Here is a 20478-nt window from a genome sequence, read left to right on the forward strand (position 1 = left end):
ACATACCAAATTCACCTCGCTTGAGAGCAAGTATGAAAATGGTGATGATGTAAATTAGTCTTTCTCATTTAAAAGACAAAGTAAGTCATTATTTGGTTGAATCACAAACTACCCCAAAGACAATTTTCTTAAAAAAATCCAAAAAAACCATAACAGGTTCGTTTTTAAATAATTACCTTGTGGTCAAGTAATGAATTTAAGCCAGTATTCACCTAACAATACTTCCTTGTAATGAGAAATTTTTTATTAGCTTTTGCAATATTCTTAGGCTGGTCAATCTTTGGAATATGGTACTACACATGTAAAACTAAAAATCTCTGTATTGAACGCCCAGTTCAGTTAGAAGAAGCCGAAACAATAAGATCAAATCAGAATTTGTCGGTTCTAGCTGACAATGGAGACATTATTTTTCAATTTGATGATCAACTTCAAATTAATAATAAAAATGGTTCCGTTTTTATCCCTCAGCGCCTTATGCGCTTTAAGGATTCGATATTTCATTATTTAAATAAGAATCAAGATAAAGAGTTAATTATAAAGGGCTTTTATAAAAGTCGGGAAGCCGATAGCAATGGTTCATATGGATTACAGCGAGCATCATTTATAAAACGACTGTTGGTTGATCATGGAATAAATGCTGATCGCATTTTGGTAAAAGCAAATCAGGAAGGTTACGAATATAGCGACGAGGGTACTTACAATGGTGGCATTGAAATGCTAGTCAATACCATCACTAAAGAACGTAAGGTAGAAATCGATAAAAGTATTACCAACAAGACACTGTATGCTGACTTCGGATCAAAAGAATTTGTTCCTGATAATACTTTAAAAGCGTTTACCGCTGAGTTAAAAAGTTATCTCGATAGAAATCCTGATAAAACAGTTAACATTATTGGACATACTGATAACGTTGGTAGTGCAGAATCAAATACTTTTTTTGGTGCTCAGCGTGCCTTAAACGTGAAGAACTACCTTATTTCTCAGGGAATCGATGCCAATAAATTGAAAAATTCCTCTCAAGGAGAAGCCGTTCCGATAGCATCTAATGACACAGAAGAAGGACGAGCGAAAAATAGAAGAATAGAAATTATAGTTAATTAACTTTCCAACCATTATATTATGCTAGATCAATTAAATCCAGTATCCACCTGGGAATACATAGTCTTATTTATTCTCTGCTTAATTTGTTTTTTAATAGGCTACTTCTTTGCCAGAAGGTATTATAAAAGAAAATTAAAAGCAGCTATTGATGATTGCGCTTCTGAAAAAAAGAGTCTTAACGATCAGCTAAACATAAAGCAAGCTGAAGTGGAAGCAGAACAAAAACTTCGTAAAAAGACACAGGTTAAGGTTGAAAAAGATCCCGAACCAATTGCTATTCAAGAAGTAAAACCTCTAGAAGTTGCTACCGAAAAACCTAGTTTGAACTTTGAAAGCTTCGGCAAAGCCGACGAATCTCAAAAAGATGATTTGAAAAGAATAAGCGGTGTTGGTCCATTTATCGAGAAAAAACTTAATGGCATTGGTATTTACACTTTTGATCAAATAAGTAATTTTACCAAAAAGGATATCGATGATGTTACCGATCTTATTCAGTTTTTTCCGGGTAGAATCGAACGTGATAATTGGGTGGATCAAGCAAATAAACTAAAAAATAGCTAAGCCTTTTTTCCTGATCTAATACTTTCAATAATAACGGTACTTAGTATAAGTAAGCCGCCTAAAACAGTGGTGATACTTGGTATTTCTTTTAAAAAAATAATACCAATAACAATACCATAAACGGGCTGCGCGCTGCTAATTAAACTAGCCGTTGTTATTGAAAAATGACGGAAGCTCATCAAGAACAAAGTGTGCCCGATACTTGTCGTTAGCAGTGCCAGTAGCACAATTGCCCACCATTCATTGGGTTCGGGTTGCTCATTATGAAAAACAAAAAGAGCCGGTGTCAACAAAATACCTACAGCCAAAATTTGATACCACATTAATACCGACCCATTGTAAACAGCTATCTGTTTCTTCATTAATATGTTCCTTATTGCGTAACATAATGCAGAACACACACCAAAAGCAACGGCTTTTGTATAGTCATTCGAAAAATCAAATTCTGGCACTAGGAAATAAATTCCAACCAAAACTAAAAGTGCAAGCAGCAAATGAATAAGTTGTAATCTTGTTTTTAATAACAGTGGTTCCAAAAAGGCCGTTATTACAGGATATGTAAAAATAGATAACATCCCAATTGCAACATTACTATATTGCAAGGCATAGAAATAAGTAACCCAATGCCCTCCTAAAAACAGCCCCCCAAAAAAAATTGTCCATCGATCTTTATTTGAAGGAATATTAAAAGAAAGTTTTCGAAATTTACAAAACAGATATAGAATACCAATTGCAAAAAGTGCACGGTAAAAAATGGTAATTGGTGGCGATAAATTAACAAAGCGACCTAACGCACCAGAAGTGCTTATTAAGAGCATCGCCAAGTTAAGTTCGGCAATACGAGTAAAATGACTGTTGGAATTAGCTCCCATTATTTATTAAGCGCCAGCGCTTTTTCTCTAATAATGTCACCTACTGATTTGTTCTGAATTTTACTTTCTAACCAGCTGATAATATCTAAATATAAAAAGGCTCTCTTTTCATAAGGATGATTTTCGTACTCCTTTAGTTTAGCATGCAGCTTTTTGAACTCATTTTTAAGATCTTGAGGGTAAAAATCTCCGAAGCTGCGAAGAAAACGAATCATTTCTTTCTGTACCTTTTGCAAATTGTCCATTTTAAGTAAAAACTTATACGTAATACGTATTTGCATTTCTAAATTGTAGTCTATTCCAGCATCATAATGTGCAACCAAATTAAGTACTCGGGCAAAACACATCAAATCTTCCCGCATCTTAAGCGATCTGTTGCTAATAATTTTCTGCAAGTATTTTATACACGTTCTGCCATCGCCTGCACCAAAATATAAACATGCAATTTTGTAATAAAACACCATAATATGATGTTCATCAATGCGTGATCGGTACTTTTTCAATCCACTCAAAATTTCATCAACGATAGGTACTCCTTCACCAAAGGTTCCGCTTAAAAAGTGATAGTTAAGCTTATTACTATAGGTATACAAAAACAAGAGTGATTCGATATTATCATCAACAAGAAAACGTTGATTATCTCTTAGCCTTTCCAGCTTTTCGAGTACCTCTTTAAACTGAGATTGGTTTTTAATAAAAAACAACGATTCTAATAAATAATGGTGTCCCTTAAGGTAGAAAACTGGATTTAGTTTGATCATTTTTGGTGACTCGTCAAAAAGGTCGACCCATTTCTTAGCGTACCGATAGGAGGAAAGGAAATCCTGAGTTAAAAAGCTATACCATAAATGTGCCTTAAATAGCCACAATTTTTCTCTAAATCCAAGCAAGCTACTATCATAGTTAGGCAGTTTATCGCTAAAAAACTGCTTTACTACTCGCAATTCTTCATCATTCTTTACATAACCCGTTTTTAACATCAGCCCATACAACTGCAATGACACATTTGATAGCCTACTAGTCAATACATTTTGCCTACTTAATGTTTTTGCTTGCTCAACCAACTCTTCGGCACGATTACTCATACTTCTGGTAATATACTGCGACTCTATTACCTTTTCGAGTTCTACAATCTCATAGGCAATATTTTTCTCTTCGTGTTCTAATGCTGCAGTTTTAGCCCTATCGAGCATTTTTAAACTTTGCTTATAAAGTCCTTTATGATATAGAATTGATGCAAAATCAAGTTGTTCTCGCAATTGAGATCGAATATTCTGATGAACAGGGTTTAAGCGTAAACTAATTAAAACTTGCTTGTATAAATGTGCTTTTAGATTTGATAACTGTTGTTTTTTGACAATTCCGCTATCTAAAATTTGCTTTTCATCATACTGTTTTAGTTTTTCTAACAGATTGAATAATGCCAAAAACTTTGCATCCGCATTCATACCAAGTCGATTTACATACAATTTAAATTGTCTCTTTTCTGACTTTGAAAGCGATTTTATCAACGTAAATAATGCGTCTTTTTGACCATTAGTCATAATGAAAATGTGTATTTATAAATCTGATAATCAATATATTACATTAAAATACTATTGTTTTAACGTTGTAAAAGATTAAAAGTGTTTTCATTTATTCGGGTGTCCAAAGTATAAATTAGTATTAGAAATAGAAAATATATTTTCCTGATGGCAAAAGACCACGTTCAAATATTTGACACTACACTTCGAGATGGAGAACAAGTGCCAGGATGCAAATTAAATACTCCTCAAAAGCTAGAAATTGCTGAACGGCTCGAAGCACTTGGAGTTGATGTGATTGAAGCGGGATTTCCCATTTCGAGTCCAGGAGATTTTCACTCCGTCACAGAAATTTCCAAACTTGTAAAAAACACTACTGTATGTGGACTTACAAGGGCAGTTAAAAAGGATATTGACGTTGCGGCAGATGCTTTGAAATATGCAAAGCGCCCGAGAATTCATACTGGTATAGGTACTTCAGAGTCTCATATTAAGTTTAAATTCAATTGTGATCAAGATGAGATTATTCGCCGAGCGGTTGCTGCCGTGACTCATGCTAAAAGCTATGTTGAAGATGTAGAGTTTTTTGCAGAGGATGCAGGTCGTACTGATAATGAATTTTTAGCTAAAGTTTGCGAAGCGGTAATTAAAGCAGGAGCAACCGTTTTGAACATTCCAGACACCACCGGTTACTGCCTACCTGCTGAGTATGGTTCGAAGATTAAATATTTAAAAGAAAACGTACGGGGAATTGACAAAGCAATTCTTTCTTGTCATTGTCATAATGATCTTGGCCTTGCAACAGCAAACTCAATAAGTGGGGTTCAGAATGGTGCCCGACAAATTGAGTGTACAATAAATGGTATTGGTGAACGTGCAGGTAATACCTCATTAGAAGAGGTGGTGATGGTACTGCGTCAACATCCATATTTAAATCTAGATACTAAGATTGATGCCACCTATTTGTATGGGACTAGTCAAATGGTTTCTGATAAAATGGGAGTACCTATTCAACCGAACAAGGCAATTGTAGGTGCTAATGCCTTTGCACATAGCTCAGGAATTCACCAAGATGGTGTGATCAAAAATCGTGAAACCTATGAAATCATTAATCCACACGATGTAGGCGTAACAGAATCTGCTATTGTACTTACTGCTCGTAGTGGTCGTGCAGCCCTCGCCTATCGTGCTAAAAAGGTAGGTTATGAGCTTACTAAACTCCAATTAGATGAAGTATATAATGAGTTTTTAAGCTTTGCAGATCGAAAGAAAGAAATTGATGATAACGACATTCATGAAATCATTAAATCATGTAATGTAGAAGTAAATGCAGTTGCCTAAATGGGAAAAACATTATTCGATAAAGTTTGGGATAGCCATGTGGTCGATCAAATAGAAAACGGCCCGCAAATATTATATATAGATAAACATTTAATACACGAAGTAACAAGCCCTCAAGCATTTGCGGAGTTGAAGTCAAGGAATATTCCCATATTTAGGCCAAAACAAATTCTTGCAACAGCTGATCATAATACCCCTACGAAAGATCAACATCTACCTGTTAAAGACGTTTTATCGAGAAAACAATTGAAACAACTTGCTGAAAACTGTGAAGCAAATGATATTGAATTTTATGGCCTTGGCCATAAGTACAACGGTATTGTACATGTCATAGGCCCTGAATTGGGTGTCACCCAACCAGGAATGACCATAGTATGCGGAGACAGCCATACTTCAACACATGGTGCATTTGGTAGTATTGCATTCGGTATTGGTACCAGTCAAGTTGCTCAGGTATTTGCTAGTCAGTGCTTGCTATTGAAAAAACCTAAAAAACTACGCGTAACTGTAAACGGAAAACTCAAATCCGGCGTATTGCCAAAAGATGTTATTTTGTACATCATCGCTAAGTTAGGAACAAACTCAGGTACAGGATATTTTTGTGAATACGCCGGTGAGGTTTTCGAAAATATGAGTATGGAGGGTCGTATGACTGTCTGCAATATGAGTATTGAAATGGGGGCTCGTGGAGGTATGATTGCCCCGGATGAAACGACTTTTGAATACATAAAAAACCGAGAATTTGCTCCTAATGGTGAAGAATGGGATAAAAAACTAGCTTATTGGAAATCCCTACTTACCGATGATGATGCCATCTTTGATCAAGAATATGAATTTGACGGTGCTGACATTAAACCCATGATTACTTATGGTACCAATCCGGGTATGGGGATGAAAATAAACGAAAATATTCCTGAATTTACTGATGCTTCTTTTGAAAAATCATTAGCCTATATGGGTTTTAAAAAAGGGCAGTCACTTTTAGAACAGCCAATTAATTGGGTATTTATTGGTAGCTGTACCAACTCCAGAATTGAAGATTTTCGAGTAGCAGCAAATTATATTAAAGGTAAGCAAAAGGCTCAAAATGTTCATGCATTAATCGTTCCTGGCTCACAACAAGTAGCACAACAAATCATAAAAGAAGGCTTGTCAACAATCTTCACAGAAGCCGGATTTGAATTACGTCAACCAGGTTGTTCTGCTTGTTTAGCCATGAACGATGATAAAATTCCGGAGGGAGAATACTGTGTATCAACCTCCAATAGAAATTTCGAGGGAAGGCAAGGTCAAGGTGCAAGGACTATTTTGGCAAGTCCATTAGTGGCAGCGGCTGCGGCTATAGAAGGAAAAATAATTGATATTACAAAACAACTTAATTAATGGAGAAGTTTACAACGATGGTATCTACTGCGGTACCACTATCCATTGAAAACATCGATACCGATCAAATAATTCCTGCTAGATTTTTGAAAGCAACTGATAAAGCTGGTTTTGGAGACAATGTATTTAGAGACTGGCGGTTTAATAAAGATGGATCCGTAAATAAAGATTTCATTTTAAACAACGAGTCATATAGTGGTAGTATTTTGGTTGCTGGTGATAATTTCGGGTGTGGCAGTAGTCGCGAACATGCTGCATGGGCTCTTGCAGGATATGGATTTAAAGTAGTTGTTTCTAGTTTTTTTGCCGACATCTTTAAGGGAAATGCTCTTAATAATGGTATTTTACCAATACAGGTAAATCCCGAAGTACTAGAAAAAATATTGGCTAAGGTTACCGACGAACCTTCTACACAACTTCAAATTAATCTAGAGAATCAAACCTTAGAAATTGTTGGTGAATCCCTGAATTGTACCTTTGAAATAGATCCTTATAAAAAAGTATGCCTTATTAATGGTTATGATGATATTGACTATTTAATAAGTAATAAAGACAAAATAGAAGCTTTTGAAGCTTCCAGAATTTAATCCTTAAAATCGCATTGGGCGATATTGTTATGAAATTAAAGATTGCTGTACTACCAGGAGATGGCATAGGTCCTGAAGTGACTAACCAGGCTATTAAAGCATTAAATGCAATTGCAGATGCTTTTGACCATGAATTTATATATAAGGAAGCGCTCGTTGGTGCTATTGCTATTGACGAAACAGGAAATCCATTACCCCAAGAGACTATTGAAATATGTGAGGCAGCAGATGCAATTCTGTTTGGTTCGATTGGTGATCCTAAATATGATAATAACCCAGATGCAAAGGTAAGACCTGAACAAGGTTTGTTAGCCCTTAGAAAGACTTTGGGGCTTTACACCAACATACGACCTGTAAAGGCTTATGAAACCTTATTAGAAAAATCACCTTTAAAAACAGAGTTTATTAAGGGTGTAGATTTCACTATATATAGAGAGCTCACAGGCGGAATTTATTTTGGCAAAAAGGAGTTAAGTGAAGATGGGAAAACAGCGTCTGACCTTTGTGAATATTCAGATTATGAAATTGAGCGAATTGCTCATCAGGCATTCAAGGCCGCACTTAAAAGAAGAAAAAAACTCACTTTAGTAGATAAAGCCAATGTACTAGAATCATCTAGATTATGGCGCCGTGTTGTGAGTGAAGTTTCAAAAGAGTATCCTGATGTTACATTAGATTTTCTTTTTGTGGATAATGCAGCAATGCAAATGATCTTAAACCCAAAACAGTTTGATGTTATTTTAACCGAAAATATGTTTGGTGATATCATCAGCGATGAAGGAAGCGTAATTGGTGGTTCGATTGGGCTTTTAGCATCAGCCTCGATAGGTGACGACAGTGCTTTATTTGAACCGATTCATGGCTCATATCCTCAGGCTAAAGGGCAAAATATTGCTAACCCCATTGCATCAATCTTATCAGCTGCGATGCTATTAGAACAGTTTGAAATGGTAGATGAAGCAAATTTAGTACGTCAAGCAGTAGAGAAATCTTTAGAACTTAAAGTTAGTACCCCAGATCTTAATAAGGATAATAGTTTTACTACCACCAGAGTGGGCGACTTTATAGCGGAATTAATACTGAATAATGAAGACTTCAAAATTAATTTAGATAATCTAAATCTCGGTCAATCTACTATTATCTAGTATAACTTATTCAGTTTTATATCAGGTATTTAGAAAAAAAACGTATATTTAAAATAAGAAATACTCCCCCGTTTAGCTATTAGTCAATTAGTCATAAATTTGACTAGACACCCATTTGTCGTATGTATTGAGTAAATTACATCAAGTAACTAACTATTAGGATTTAAAGGCATCCCTATTTTACTCATTAAACCTACGTTATGGGTTTGTTTTAGGTGGGAGTCAGGCTGAGGAGCCTGACTCTTTTTTATTCACCTTCGAACCATTTTTTAAAAGCAGCTACCTTTTCACGACTTACTACTATTTCGCTATCAATGGTCGCTTTGGTTTTTATTTTAAGTCGGTGATTACTATATATCATTACATCACGTATCCCGTTAATATTCAAAATAAAGCTCCTGTTAACCCTAAAAAAGCTAGATGGATTTAACAGCTTTCCTAAATCTTCTAAACGGTAATCTACAATATATCGTTTCGATTGGTGCGTAACCAAATAAGCTGTACGCCCTTCAGCATAAAACAGATCAATTTGGTCGGTTTTCACAGAATGAATATGGTTACCTAATTTTACTAAAAATCGCTCCTTAAACTTCGTATTTTCAATATCTTTTATTACCTCTTCAATTACTGAGATGTTACTGAATTGTGCTCTTAAACCTTCATACTTCCTCAATGCAGTGGAAAGAGCGGTGAATGTAATCGGTTTTAAAATGTAGTCAATACCATTAGCTTTAAAAGCATCTATTGCATACTCATCAAAAGCAGTTGTGAAAATAACTGGTTTGTTTACTTCAACTTGACCAAATATCTCGAAACTAAGACCGTCTTGAAGTTGTATGTCCATAAATATCAGATCAATATTTTGCTGGTGTTCTTTTAGCCAACTTACAGCATTTTCAATACTCTTTAAGTGTGCAACTACATGATAGTCACTATTATATTTTTTTAAATAGTGTTCGATTTTATCAGCTGCAAGCTGTTCATCTTCGATTAAAAGTACTTGCATCATATAGCGGTTTCTTTTATTGTTAACAATGGAAATTCAATAGAAATTTGATCCGTAAGGCGGTTCATTTTTAATTCTTCATCAGTATATAATTCATAAACCTTGCTAATGTCGTTCAACTTGTTATGATTAAAAACCTTGATTAAACGCTCATGAGGAGTATAAGATAACACTACTCTTTCATCTCTTTTATCTATCTTTAGAAACAGCGTTTTTTTCTTGTTAGCAATAGTGCTTCGTATTATCTCTTCTACCATTGACAGTAAAGAACCTGGAACCACTAACCCATCTTGAGTAAACTCTTCAATTGTTAGCTCACAGTTTCTATATGGTAAATAATTAAATAATGAAACAAGAGATTGCAGCACCTCTAGTTCAATAGTAATCGATACTAACTGCTTTTTGGCATGTGACAATATATATCGGTAAACTGTTGCCATATGATTTACAAAATCATCAGTCAACTCGCTTTCATCTTCGATAATGGTAATTAATGATTCTAGGCACTCAAATAATAAAGAAGGATTAACACCCTTTTTAAACTGATGATAATCTTCCACTATTAATTCCTTCAAGAAAAGTTCTTTTTCAACTTTTTTAGTATTCACACTGGTTAGAAATTGGTGGCTTACGTATAAAAGAATATAAATACATGAAATGACAATGAAAATGCCATTAAAGGTTGTCAACTCCTTAAAGCTTGGCTCAAAACCTTGAACAAATTTGTAATAAAAATACATTCCAAAAGTCACCAGGATTACTGATACCATCAAAGTGATTGCCACGAGTACTGAGTAATTCAGAAAATTACTCCCAACTTTCTTAAAACGGCTAAAAATACTTATTAGCAAGCGTGTCGACTCTTGGATCAGGTACGATAGTAGTACACATACATATAATTCTTCGCCAAAAAACTGTTGGGTAATTTGCCCAACATCATTGTTAATCATTAATATTAGTACATACACCATTACACCACTAAAAAGCGGGGCAAGTATCCTAAAAATGGGGTGGTGTATAAAACTATTCATCAATAAGTGGTAGTGTCACACAAAAGCGATCTCCTTGTTCAAAAGAAATTCCTTTTTTAGTTAGTAATTTGTATCGCTTTTCAATATTGCTTAACCCTATTTTAAAGGACTCTACCGCATCGGGGTTTTTGGTTACGTTATTGCAGACTTGAATAGCATCTCCTTTACTAAAGATCTCAATATGCAATTGACTATCGTCTATAATTCGGTTGTGCTTGATGGCATTTTCAACTAACAACTGAATTGATAAAGTAGGTATTAATCTATTCTCATCAGTCTTATCAATATCTATCGAGAGTTTAAGCTGGTTTTCAAATCGGGTTTGCATTAAGTGGTAATAAGAATTTACCAGAACCAATTCCTCTTTTACGGATACACAAACTTTTTCATAACTATTAAGGGTGTACTCGTAACATCTTCCCATTTGTCTAACAAAGTGTATTGCTTTATCAGCACTTTTATGATAGAGAGACGAAATGGTATTTAGATTATTGAAAAGAAAATGTGGACTAAGTTGTGATTTTAAGGCGTCTAATTGAAGATCTATCCGTTTACGTTCTAGCCTGAGTGCACTAATCTGGGCATATTGATAGTAGTGGTACGAGTAAAAAACGAAATAAATAATTGTAAACAGAAATACAAGTATTACAATTAAAATTACAAGCTTCAGTTTAAAAAAATAAATAGCTTCTTGATCGTTAATCGGTTCATAATAGGAGGTATATAGAAAAACAATTAACCAGATAAACAAGTAAACAAATAAAGAATTAAAAAAAATGCCCGCCAATAGTCTACCACTGGTTTTCGAGTGCCATGGTATTTTGGCATCAAGAAATTTCGAAGTTCTAAACACTATAAATGCAGAAACTATTCCAGAAACTGCCGCAATGATATAACCTACTTTTAGCGAATTTGTGATATCCTCACTTATTGCTAAATAATAAAAAACAGCCACACCAAGTATACTCCCTGTAAATGCGATAAGAAAAGAATTACGCAAAACGACTTGGTTTTGTAGTAAAAAAGAAGCCTTCATACTACCAAAGTAATCAATAATTTTACACTATTGATTACTTTGAATAGTAAATAAAGATGCTAATCCAGAGCTTTTAAAGCTCGACCATAATAAAGATCTGAACTAATATTTTTTGCCGCCTCCCGATATGCTTGACGGGTGCTTTCTGAGTTTACTTTTGGCGCTAATGACACTAAAAAACTTGAGGCGTAATGATCTGAACCAATTGATCTAGTTGCTTTTAGCACTTTAATTATTTGTTCATCGGTTAACCGATTATTCTTAACTAGTTTTTTTAGCATTGAGGACAAATAGTGATCCGAACTGATGTTATCACTTGCTATATCTAATAAGCGGTCCAAATTTTGATTTTCAAAATTGGTATCCATTAATTTACCAATAACCGTACTCATATAGTGATCAGAACTTATATCTGATATGGTAGTAAGAAAACTATCGTATGCTTCTTTGGATATGTTGCGTTGACCCAGTGCTTTAGTTAATACTTGGGTTTTATAGTGATCAGATCCAATTGACTTGGTTAGTCTAATAACATTGGCCGTATTTTGGCTATCAAGATCTCGTTCCTTCATCACAGTAAGTAATACCTGTGTTAAATAATGATCGGATCCAATATCTTGAGTCATCTCTAATAATGATTCTATTTGATCATTATTAATGCTTCCATTTTTTATAGCAGTTTTGAGAACTTTTGTTTTATAATGATCAGAACCTATACTGCTGCTTGCCTTTATATAAGCCGCTGTAGCAACCTCGCTATTTAGAAAGGATTCTTGATTACTTACAAGTATTCTAGTAAGATAATGATCTGAATCTACTTCCCTGCCGCTGGTATTTATAACCTTTATGAGCTCTGAATTGTTTAGATTTTTAGCTAAAGCATGCTCAAAATAAGCGGTTTTTACATGATCACTATCTATTTGTTCTATTTCTTCAAGAACAGCATCGATACCGCCTTTGTTATAAAATCTATTCACCCGTTTTTCAGCAGAAATAGTTGTTGATCTTACGACCTCAGTCAATACTTCCTTTAACCATTTTTTTCCTTCAGGAGAAAAGGATTGTTGCTTTCTACCAACATAATACTCTTTTACCAAACGACCATTTCGATCAGATTCGATCACAATTCGTCTTCGATTGCCAAATGTAGATTTGCGCAGGTCAAAATACCCACCAGCCGAGATAGCAACAATATCACTATCATCATCAGATAAGGTAATGTCTCCTTCATACTCTAATTCGAAACGACTTTTACCATTACTATATTTAATAGTCGTTTTACCGTTATCACTATTGTTAATGGAATAAGAACGCTTTGTTTTCTTCTTTGAGTACTGTGAAGAAACAGGAATTGAAAAAATCAAACAGCTCACTAAAAGTACAGCAAACATTCTTGATTTTAGGTTGATTAGTGGTTTCATAATTGTTCGTTTTTTGATTAATGATGCCTCGAAAGTAGTCCTAATCATTAACACCTAAAAATGATATGTAGTGAACCGTCAGTTTTTTGTAGTGAACTGAAAATGTCATAAAACATAAAAGCAAACTTATGTAAGCTTGCTTTTTGAACCATGTTTTATGTTATGTTATTGTGCTATGGTAACAGCCCCTTTATGTAATAGCTTTCCTTTGTCTTGAATGATATAAAAAACCACATTCCCAGCCCCCTTTAAACTACCTCCATTATTTAAAGGCCAGTTATTATCATACGAATTAGTATCCAGTAAAATCGTTCCATTTTGATTTAGTATGGTAACCCGAATGTCTTTGTTATTAGCATACTCTTTGGGTAACTCCCAATAATCATTATAACTGTCACCATTAGGGGAAACAATTGTTTGAATTCTTTTAGGTTGAGCCTGTGTCACATTAATTACATTGGAAAAGTCTAAGCCGGTACAGTCTCCATAAAAGGTAGATACATAATACAATCCTGGCTCAGTAATCTCAAGTTCAACACCATCGGTTTCTGCATAAAAACTACCATCTTTAAACCAATGGTATTTAAAATTGTCGTCACCGTTCACCAAAACACTAATAGCAGTTTTAAAAGAACTTAACTCAACATCTTCATCATTATTAAGTATCAACTGTTCGTTAGCTATGGTGTATCCAGAAAAAGCTTCGGAGGGAATGCTAATCGCGGTCGGAGAAGATGATTCTATTCTAATTTTATAGTTATCCCCATAAAGAGGTTCACCAAATTTAAACCTCACATATACTATGGATTCATTATTACTTCCAGAAACGGTAGTCAATACTTCAACTAAGTCCACTAAAAAAACACCATCAGCATCTGATAATTCAACGGAAAACGTATTATTATCCGAAAAACGAGTTGGGTCTATTTCGAAGGCTAACTCATATTCAATTTCACTACCCACAACCGGGCAAACATCAGAGAAAAATAATTGTGGTTTGCCAATTAACTGCGCCTGTACCGTCGCAAACATAAAGCACAACAAAGAAGTTGCATAAAAATGCCCCAAAAAGCGATTTCTTTTTCTTAACATACTATAACCTTAGTTATCATATACACATGTAGGAGGTGTGCATATTTAACAATAGAGACCAAGAATCAGAGTTTTAGGGCTCACTCTATTTTGATCATTTCTGCTTACTGGTTGGAAGTGCCAAAATACTATTTATTATGAAAAAGCCAAATAATTATTCGTTTTAAGCGAAGAGTATATCGATTAAAAACAAAATTTAATTTACTGAATAACAGATATTTACAATATGTTAAGTTTATCTTTTATACGATTTAAAGATAAATTACCTATGCTACCTATATGAGAATGAGCGAGTTGCTTTGAAGGTTTATTTTTTTTTGAAAAAACTTCATTTCCAACCTTTTTATAAGCCTCTCTAAATGATAATCCATCCAAAACAAGCCTGTTTACATTTTCAACGCTGTACATATCATCGTATTTTTCATCATGTATCAATTCCTTGTTTACTTGAATATTTTTTACTGCATAATCTGCTATTTCCAAGCAGTCTTTCATGTTGTTAATTGCAGGAACAAGCAATTCTTTTAAAAGCTGAAGATCGCGATGATAACCACTAGGCAAATTCGTAGTTAAAAGTATTAGTTGATTGGGTAGTCCTTGTAGTACATTACACTTCGCTCGAATCAGCTCGAAAACATCGGGGTTTTTTTTATGTGGCATTATACTAGACCCTGTTGTAAATGCGTCATCTAGGGTGATAAAACCAAAATTTTGGCTATTGTATAGGCAAATGTCCATCGCAAATTTAGAAAGCGTTCCTGCTAGACTTGAAATACCATAAGCAAATGACTTTTCGAGCTTACCTCTACCCATTTGAGCCGCAACAACATTCACCTTTAAATGATTAAAACCTAATAAGGTAGTAGTAAGTTCGCGGTCTATGGGAAATGAACTGCCATAACCGGCTGCACTTCCTAGTGGATTCTGATCGGCGATTTTAAAGGCAGCTTCCAGTAAATAGAGGTCATCAATAAAGCTTTCTGCATAAGCAGAAAACCATAAACCAAAAGAAGAAGGCATTGCAACTTGTAAGTGTGTATACCCTGGTAACAGGTCATTTTCATGTTGCTCTGCTTTGACTAGCAATGTTTCAAAAAGCGATTTGGTTAGATTTTTAATTTGATCTATCTCCTCTTTAACATATAAATGCAATGCGGTTAGTACTTGATCATTCCTAGATCGTGCCGTATGAATTTTTTTTCCGGACTCCCCATACTTTTCAGTCAGAAAATGCTCAATTTTAGAATGTACGTCTTCAAATTGTTCCTCAATGGTAAAAGTTCCAGATTCAACTTGTCTTAGTAGTTCATCTAAACCCTCAGTTAAATTGGTAAGATCCGTTTGTGATATTAAATCTACTTTTTGAAGCATCGTAGCATGTGCTTTACTGGCGATAATATCATATTTTGCGATGAACTTATCCAATTCTCGATCTTTACCTACGGTAAATGCTTCTATTTTATTATCAACTGTTATTCCTTTATCCCAAAGTTTCATTATCTTATTTTTTAAAGAAGGGGATTGAATTACCAACTTAAAATATGTTATCCTTCTTTTATATTCTTATTTCCTTTTACAAAATCCCTTCAAGAATCTTAATATATAAATCAATTCCTCGCTTGATCTCATCAACATAAATAAACTCATCTGCACTATGAGATCTGGTGGAATCACCAGGGCCCAATTTTAAAGAGGGGCAACTTAACACCGCTTGGTCTGATAATGTTGGTGAACCATAAGTTGTTCTGCCCAACCCTATTCCCGATTGCACAATTGGATGGTCAATGGATATAGAGGATGAATTTAATCTCATACTTCTAGCTTTTACCTTGCATTTGGTGTTTTCCTCTATAATTTTGAGAACTTCTTTGTTAGTGTAGGCATCCGTCACTCGGACATCTACTACAAAATCACAGGCCTCCGGTACTACATTATGCTGTTTCCCTGCATTAATCTGACTAATAGTCATCTTCACTTTTCCAAGTACTTCAGAAGTTTTAGGAAACTCAAAACTATTAAACCACTGTAGATCTTCTATTGCATTAAAAATCGCATTGTTTTCATTCTTGATATGCGCGGCATGCCCAGGCGTGCCAATAGACCTGCAATCAAGAACCAATAACCCTTTTTCCGCAATAGCGAGTTGCATTAATGTCGGTTCACCTACAATGGCAAAGTCAATTTCTGGAAGGTCTATCAAAAGACTATTTAATCCCATTTGACCACTACTCTCTTCTTCGGCAGTTGCGGCAATCACAATATTATAAGCTAAATCCTCTTTTTCATAAAAATGAGCAAAGGTTGATAATAAAGAAGTTAAAGCCCCTCCGGCATCATTACTTCCTAAACCATATAATTTATTATTGATAATCTCAGGCTTGAAAGGATCTCGGGTATAATCACCATTCGGCTTTACGGTGTCATGGTGAGAATTTAAAAGAATGGTGGGTTTTGACGAATCAAAATACTTATTGATAGCCCAGACATTATTGTTGGTTCTGGTAAATAAAATATCAAACCCTTTTAACCATTGTTCAATAAGTGCTGCTGTTTTATCCTCTTCCGATGAAAATGATTGGGTAGCAATTAAATTGAATAGTAATTCTATCGCTTTTGTATGTAGGTTTTTATTTTTCATTATCATACGTAATGGTCGTGTGTATATCCTTTTTGGTTGTAACTAGTGATGTATTACCTATAAGCACTTTGGAAACATTCTTTTTTAAAGCATCGAAGCTATTTTTTAATTTAGGCAACATTCCATCTGCTATCACACCCTTTTCAAGTAATTCAAAATAGCTATCACCATTAATATGTTCAATTACAGAATTTTCATCATCAATTGAAGCTAAAACTCCTTTTTTTTCGAAAATGTAGATCAGTTCGGTATCATAATGTTGTTGCATTGCCGCTGCAACTTCAGATGCAATCGTATCTGCATTAGTATTTAGTAATTGTCCTTCTTCAGACATTGAAATTGGACAAATCACTGGAATTAGACTATTATCAATAAATTGTCGCAGTATATCTGCATTTACCTTTTTAATATCTCCCACATAGCCGTAATCAATTTTTCTAACCTGTCGTTTTACCGCCTTTATGATTCCTGCATCTGCTCCACTTAAGCCAATTGAATTCACGCCATTTTTTTGCAGAAGGCTCACAACTTTTTTGTTGATCTTTCCAGCATAAGTCATTACAATTATTTCTAAGGTCTCGGCATCTGTAATTCGCCGACCATTTACCAAATTGGGAACAATACCCATTTTTTCTGACAGCTTACTCGCGGCCTTACCGCCACCATGCACCAATATTTTGGGCCCTTCCAGTTTTGCGAAATCAGCTAAAAAATGTGGTAATACCTCTTGATTTTCAATGATGTTTCCTCCTATTTTTACAACTTTTAAAGTAGGTTTCATGCTTTTATATCTTCGAGTATGCTTTGCAAAACGGCTTGAGCCGCATAGGTTCTGTTATTTGCTTGTTCAATGACAATTGAATGCTCACTGTCTAGCACTTCATCAGCAACGACAACATTACGCCTAACCGGAAGGCAGTGCATAAATTTTCCATTGCTTGTTAGATTCATTTTTTTTGCCGTCACCTCCCATTCCTTTTCTGGTAGTGTTAAGCTTCCGTATTCGCTGTTTGAAGCCCAACTTTTAGCATAAACAAAATCGGCGTTTTTAAAAGCTTCTTCTTGGTCATGGCTAACAGTAATGTTATTGTTGGTAGCAATATCTAACTCATAGCCTTTGGGGCATGTTAGTATAAAATCACAGTCTATAGTACTACCATAGTTAATGAACGAATTAGCAACGGCATGCGGCAATGGCTTCAAATGAGGTGCCCACGTTAACACCACTTTTGGCTTAGGTTTCCTGTTATGCTCTTTAATGGTCATAACATCAGTGAGTCCCTGTAGCGGATGTGCTGTAGCACTTTCCATATTTACAATAGGAACTGAAGCGTATTTTTGGAAACCGCTTAAGACCTGTTCAGCATAATCTTGTTCCTTATTATCAAGCAAGGCAAAAGCACGAATAGCAATAATGTCACAATACTGAGAAATTACTTGAGCAGCCTCTTTAATATGTTCTGACTTTCCTGCATTCATGATGGTCCCGTCTTCAAACTCTAACGTCCAACTATCTGATCTAAAGTTGATGACCATCACATCCATACCCAAATTAATTGCTGCTTTTTGGGTGCTTAATCTGGTACGCAAACTGGGATTAAAAAAAAGCATCCCAAGTACTTTATTTTGCCCTAGCTCTTTATTTGAAAATGGTGCTTTTTTAGCAGCTATGGCTTCGTTTACCAAGTCATCCAAATTGTTTACATCATTAATATTTAGATAATTTTTCATTTTTAGTTAGTTTTTAATGCTTGCTGCAAGGCAGTCACAAAATGATCGATCTCTTTTTTGCTTATGTTTAAAGGAGGTAGAATTCTAAGTAATTTTTTGTTTGATGATCCTCCAGTGAATATCTGATAGTCATAAATCAATTTCCGGCGGAGATTTGCAATCTCAAAATCAAATTCGAGTCCGATCATCAGTCCATTTCCTTTTATTTTTTTTACTTGATCGATTTTAGAAACTGCTTCAACCATGTAATTTCCTATGTCATTTGCATTATTGATTAAGTCTTCTTTTTCAATAATATCTAGAACGGCTTGTGTTGCCACACATGCAAGATGATTTCCCCCGAAAGTAGTACCTAACATACCGTATGAAGCCTCAATTTTGCCAGAAATAAGAATACCTCCTACAGGAAAACCATTTCCCATACCTTTTGCAATAGAAATAATGTCCGGTTCTATATCCCAAAATTGGTGCGCAAAGAACTTTCCACTTCTACCAAATCCAGATTGTACTTCATCTAAAATCAGTAAGGTGTTATGTTTTTTACATAAAGACTCCACTTGCTTTATAAAAGTAGCATCTGGCATGTCCAATCCGCCAACACCTTGAATTGGTTCAATTATCACGGCACAAGTTTCATCCTTAGCTAATTCATTGCTAACTTTTTCAACATCATTTAGTGGGAAAAATACCACATCCTGCTGATTGTTAATGGGTGCTTGAATTTTTGAGTTATGTGTTGCAGCTACTGCCGCCGATGTCCGACCATGAAAGCCATTTTCAAAAGCAATTACCTTTGACTTACCGGTAACAAAACTCGCCATTTTCAATGCATTCTCATTGGCTTCCGCCCCACTATTACAAAGGAATAGTTGGTAGCTATCACAACCTGAAATTCGGCCTAGGCTCTCAGCTAATTTAAGCTGTAAACTATTGTGAATTGAATTGCTATAAAACCCAATTTTGTCAAGCTGGTCTTTTAAAGACCTCACATAATGAGGATGCGAATGCCCAATTGAAATTACAGCATGTCCGCCATAAAGATCAAGGTATTTTTCCCCTTCTTTGTCATATACATAACAACCTTCAGCCCTTGTTGGCTCTACATTATACAATGGATATACGTCAAATAGTTTCATTTTTCTTTTTAAGATATGCGACTTTAGATTTTAATGTTATAACTCTGAATCCCAAACTTATTTTATGTGGTTGATCTTTTCATAAGATGCCATCAAACCTTTAATTACGGCTGAACTTAGTCCTTGATGCTCCATTTCATTGAGTCCAGCAATTGTACAGCCCATTGGTGTGGTTACCTTATCAATCTCCCGCTCTGGATGGGTGTTGTTCTCCGCAACTAAAGTGGCCGCTCCAATTGCAGTTTGTACCGCGATTAGTTGCGCTTCACCCGGATGAAAACCCATTTGGATACCACCTTGGGTTACTGCACGGATATAACGTAAGAAAAACGCAATTCCGCTAGCACCTAATACCGTGGCAGATTGCATTAGTGATTCACCAATAACAAGTGTTTTACCAATTGTTCTGAAAATCATTTGCACCTGATCTAGTTCAGATTTCGCATTTTCATTACAGGCAATACAGGTGATAGATTGCAATTTAGACGCTGCTGTATTTGGCATTGCTCTTAAAACCTTATTACCCTCCACCATTGCCTCGATATCCGCAATGGAAACGCCGGTTATTGTCGAAATCAATACTTGTTCCGGTTTTAATGCTGGTTGTATTTCCGCTAAAAGACTAGGTAGTTGCTTAGGCTGAACACACAGAATAACGTATTTAGAATCTTGGATAGCGACAGCATTTTCTGTTGATACTGCCACTGCTAATGATTCTTTGATAAGTGCTAATCGATTAAGAGATCGACCAGTGACCATTATCTCATTTGCACTGTAAAGGTTGCTTTTTACAAGTCCTATGGCGATTGACTTTCCCAGATTTCCACCGCCTATGATTGTTATGTTTTCCATTTGATTATTATTTAGGAAGGTA

The 20478-nt window shown here is 35.2% G+C and carries 19 protein-coding genes; 6 read left to right on the plus strand and 13 right to left on the minus strand.

What is annotated here, in order from left to right:
* Window positions 1–231: 231 nt before the first annotated feature.
* On the plus strand, window positions 232–1101 hold the full coding sequence (locus tag ABN763_RS03420) for an OmpA family protein (protein ID WP_410484014.1): 870 nt from the start codon (window positions 232–234) through the stop codon (window positions 1099–1101).
* Between the two features lie 18 nt (window positions 1102–1119).
* Entirely contained in the window at window positions 1120–1662 is a 543-nt protein-coding gene (locus ABN763_RS03425) for a hypothetical protein (protein ID WP_410484015.1), read from the plus strand.
* Here ABN763_RS03425 and ABN763_RS03430 read toward each other — a convergent pair.
* Both ABN763_RS03430 and ABN763_RS03435 read right to left on the minus strand, forming a co-directional pair.
* Window positions 1659–2534, minus strand: a complete 876-nt coding sequence (locus ABN763_RS03430) for a DMT family transporter (protein WP_410484016.1) — start codon at window positions 2532–2534, stop codon at window positions 1659–1661. The two genes, ABN763_RS03425 and ABN763_RS03430, sit on opposite strands and share 4 nt — an antisense overlap.
* Window positions 2534–4078 (minus strand): hypothetical protein, encoded by a 1545-nt coding sequence (locus tag ABN763_RS03435; protein ID WP_410484017.1) that lies wholly within the window; start codon window positions 4076–4078, stop codon window positions 2534–2536. The genes ABN763_RS03430 and ABN763_RS03435 overlap by 1 nt, the downstream gene beginning before the upstream one ends.
* Window positions 4079–4225: 147 nt before the next feature.
* Between ABN763_RS03435 and ABN763_RS03440 the strand changes: the two genes are divergently transcribed.
* The 4 genes from ABN763_RS03440 to leuB are packed head-to-tail and all read left to right on the plus strand — an operon-like array spanning window position 4226 to window position 8513.
* Window positions 4226–5398: a 2-isopropylmalate synthase gene (locus tag ABN763_RS03440; RefSeq protein WP_410484018.1), complete on the plus strand. Its 1173-nt coding sequence runs from the start codon at window positions 4226–4228 to the stop codon at window positions 5396–5398.
* Window positions 5399–6781 (plus strand): 3-isopropylmalate dehydratase large subunit, encoded by a 1383-nt coding sequence (gene leuC / locus ABN763_RS03445; protein WP_410484019.1) that lies wholly within the window; start codon window positions 5399–5401, stop codon window positions 6779–6781.
* Entirely contained in the window at window positions 6781–7368 is a 588-nt protein-coding gene (gene leuD, locus ABN763_RS03450; protein WP_410484020.1) for a 3-isopropylmalate dehydratase small subunit, read from the plus strand. Before leuC ends, leuD begins: the two co-directional genes overlap by 1 nt.
* A gap of 29 nt (window positions 7369–7397) precedes the next feature.
* Entirely contained in the window at window positions 7398–8513 is a 1116-nt protein-coding gene (gene leuB / locus ABN763_RS03455; protein WP_410484021.1) for a 3-isopropylmalate dehydrogenase, read from the plus strand.
* Between the two features lie 247 nt (window positions 8514–8760).
* Here the strand turns inward: leuB and ABN763_RS03460 are convergent, their stop codons facing one another.
* The 11 genes from ABN763_RS03460 to proC form a co-directional block, all read right to left on the minus strand.
* The gene (locus ABN763_RS03460) at window positions 8761–9522 is read right to left on the minus strand and encodes a LytR/AlgR family response regulator transcription factor (protein ID WP_410484022.1); all 762 of its coding nucleotides are present in this window, start codon (window positions 9520–9522) and stop codon (window positions 8761–8763) included.
* A complete protein-coding gene (locus ABN763_RS03465) occupies window positions 9519–10550 on the minus strand; it encodes a histidine kinase (RefSeq protein ID WP_410484023.1) in 1032 nt (343 codons plus the stop codon). Before ABN763_RS03465 ends, ABN763_RS03460 begins: the two co-directional genes overlap by 4 nt.
* Complete coding sequence (locus tag ABN763_RS03470; protein ID WP_410484024.1) at window positions 10543–11550, minus strand: sensor histidine kinase; 1008 nt, start codon at window positions 11548–11550, stop codon at window positions 10543–10545. The genes ABN763_RS03465 and ABN763_RS03470 overlap by 8 nt, the downstream gene beginning before the upstream one ends.
* A gap of 95 nt (window positions 11551–11645) precedes the next feature.
* Complete coding sequence (locus tag ABN763_RS03475; protein WP_410484025.1) at window positions 11646–13007, minus strand: hypothetical protein; 1362 nt, start codon at window positions 13005–13007, stop codon at window positions 11646–11648.
* A 165-nt stretch (window positions 13008–13172) separates the two neighbouring features.
* Window positions 13173–14099: a gliding motility-associated C-terminal domain-containing protein gene (locus tag ABN763_RS03480; RefSeq protein WP_410484026.1), complete on the minus strand. Its 927-nt coding sequence runs from the start codon at window positions 14097–14099 to the stop codon at window positions 13173–13175.
* A 219-nt stretch (window positions 14100–14318) separates the two neighbouring features.
* Window positions 14319–15596 (minus strand): argininosuccinate lyase, encoded by a 1278-nt coding sequence (gene argH / locus ABN763_RS03485; protein ID WP_410484027.1) that lies wholly within the window; start codon window positions 15594–15596, stop codon window positions 14319–14321.
* 76 nt (window positions 15597–15672) lie between these two features.
* Window positions 15673–16737: a M20 family metallo-hydrolase gene (locus tag ABN763_RS03490; protein WP_410484028.1), complete on the minus strand. Its 1065-nt coding sequence runs from the start codon at window positions 16735–16737 to the stop codon at window positions 15673–15675.
* Window positions 16727–17518 (minus strand): acetylglutamate kinase, encoded by a 792-nt coding sequence (gene argB / locus ABN763_RS03495; protein ID WP_410484029.1) that lies wholly within the window; start codon window positions 17516–17518, stop codon window positions 16727–16729. The genes ABN763_RS03490 and argB overlap by 11 nt, the downstream gene beginning before the upstream one ends.
* Entirely contained in the window at window positions 17515–18468 is a 954-nt protein-coding gene (locus ABN763_RS03500) for an N-acetylornithine carbamoyltransferase (RefSeq protein ID WP_410484030.1), read from the minus strand. Before ABN763_RS03500 ends, argB begins: the two co-directional genes overlap by 4 nt.
* Before the next feature lie 2 nt (window positions 18469–18470).
* Window positions 18471–19604 (minus strand): aspartate aminotransferase family protein, encoded by a 1134-nt coding sequence (locus tag ABN763_RS03505; RefSeq protein ID WP_410484031.1) that lies wholly within the window; start codon window positions 19602–19604, stop codon window positions 18471–18473.
* 57 nt (window positions 19605–19661) lie between these two features.
* Window positions 19662–20456, minus strand: a complete 795-nt coding sequence (gene proC / locus ABN763_RS03510; RefSeq protein ID WP_410484032.1) for a pyrroline-5-carboxylate reductase — start codon at window positions 20454–20456, stop codon at window positions 19662–19664.
* Window positions 20457–20478 lie beyond the last annotated feature (22 nt).

The sequence above is a fragment of the Spongiivirga sp. MCCC 1A20706 genome (assembly GCF_046524175.1).
In the GTDB taxonomy this organism is placed as follows: domain Bacteria; phylum Bacteroidota; class Bacteroidia; order Flavobacteriales; family Flavobacteriaceae; genus Spongiivirga.

Excerpts from the sequence above, each read along its gene's own strand:
- ABN763_RS03420 (WP_410484014.1), top strand. The coding sequence starts at position 232 with ATGAGAAATTTTTTATTAGCTTTTGCAATATTCTTAGGCTGGTCAATC.
- ABN763_RS03425 (WP_410484015.1), top strand. The coding sequence starts at position 1,120 with ATGCTAGATCAATTAAATCCAGTATCCACCTGGGAATACATAGTCTTA.
- ABN763_RS03430 (WP_410484016.1), bottom strand. The coding sequence starts at position 2,534 with ATGGGAGCTAATTCCAACAGTCATTTTACTCGTATTGCCGAACTTAAC.
- ABN763_RS03435 (WP_410484017.1), bottom strand. The coding sequence starts at position 4,078 with ATGACTAATGGTCAAAAAGACGCATTATTTACGTTGATAAAATCGCTT.
- ABN763_RS03440 (WP_410484018.1), top strand. The coding sequence starts at position 4,226 with ATGGCAAAAGACCACGTTCAAATATTTGACACTACACTTCGAGATGGA.
- leuC (WP_410484019.1), top strand. The coding sequence starts at position 5,399 with ATGGGAAAAACATTATTCGATAAAGTTTGGGATAGCCATGTGGTCGAT.
- leuD (WP_410484020.1), top strand. The coding sequence starts at position 6,781 with ATGGAGAAGTTTACAACGATGGTATCTACTGCGGTACCACTATCCATT.
- leuB (WP_410484021.1), top strand. The coding sequence starts at position 7,398 with ATGAAATTAAAGATTGCTGTACTACCAGGAGATGGCATAGGTCCTGAA.
- ABN763_RS03460 (WP_410484022.1), bottom strand. The coding sequence starts at position 9,522 with ATGATGCAAGTACTTTTAATCGAAGATGAACAGCTTGCAGCTGATAAA.
- ABN763_RS03465 (WP_410484023.1), bottom strand. The coding sequence starts at position 10,550 with ATGAATAGTTTTATACACCACCCCATTTTTAGGATACTTGCCCCGCTT.
- ABN763_RS03475 (WP_410484025.1), bottom strand. The coding sequence starts at position 13,007 with ATGAAACCACTAATCAACCTAAAATCAAGAATGTTTGCTGTACTTTTA.
- ABN763_RS03480 (WP_410484026.1), bottom strand. The coding sequence starts at position 14,099 with ATGTTAAGAAAAAGAAATCGCTTTTTGGGGCATTTTTATGCAACTTCT.
- argH (WP_410484027.1), bottom strand. The coding sequence starts at position 15,596 with ATGAAACTTTGGGATAAAGGAATAACAGTTGATAATAAAATAGAAGCA.
- ABN763_RS03490 (WP_410484028.1), bottom strand. The coding sequence starts at position 16,737 with ATGAAAAATAAAAACCTACATACAAAAGCGATAGAATTACTATTCAAT.
- argB (WP_410484029.1), bottom strand. The coding sequence starts at position 17,518 with ATGAAACCTACTTTAAAAGTTGTAAAAATAGGAGGAAACATCATTGAA.
- ABN763_RS03500 (WP_410484030.1), bottom strand. The coding sequence starts at position 18,468 with ATGAAAAATTATCTAAATATTAATGATGTAAACAATTTGGATGACTTG.
- ABN763_RS03505 (WP_410484031.1), bottom strand. The coding sequence starts at position 19,604 with ATGAAACTATTTGACGTATATCCATTGTATAATGTAGAGCCAACAAGG.
- proC (WP_410484032.1), bottom strand. The coding sequence starts at position 20,456 with ATGGAAAACATAACAATCATAGGCGGTGGAAATCTGGGAAAGTCAATC.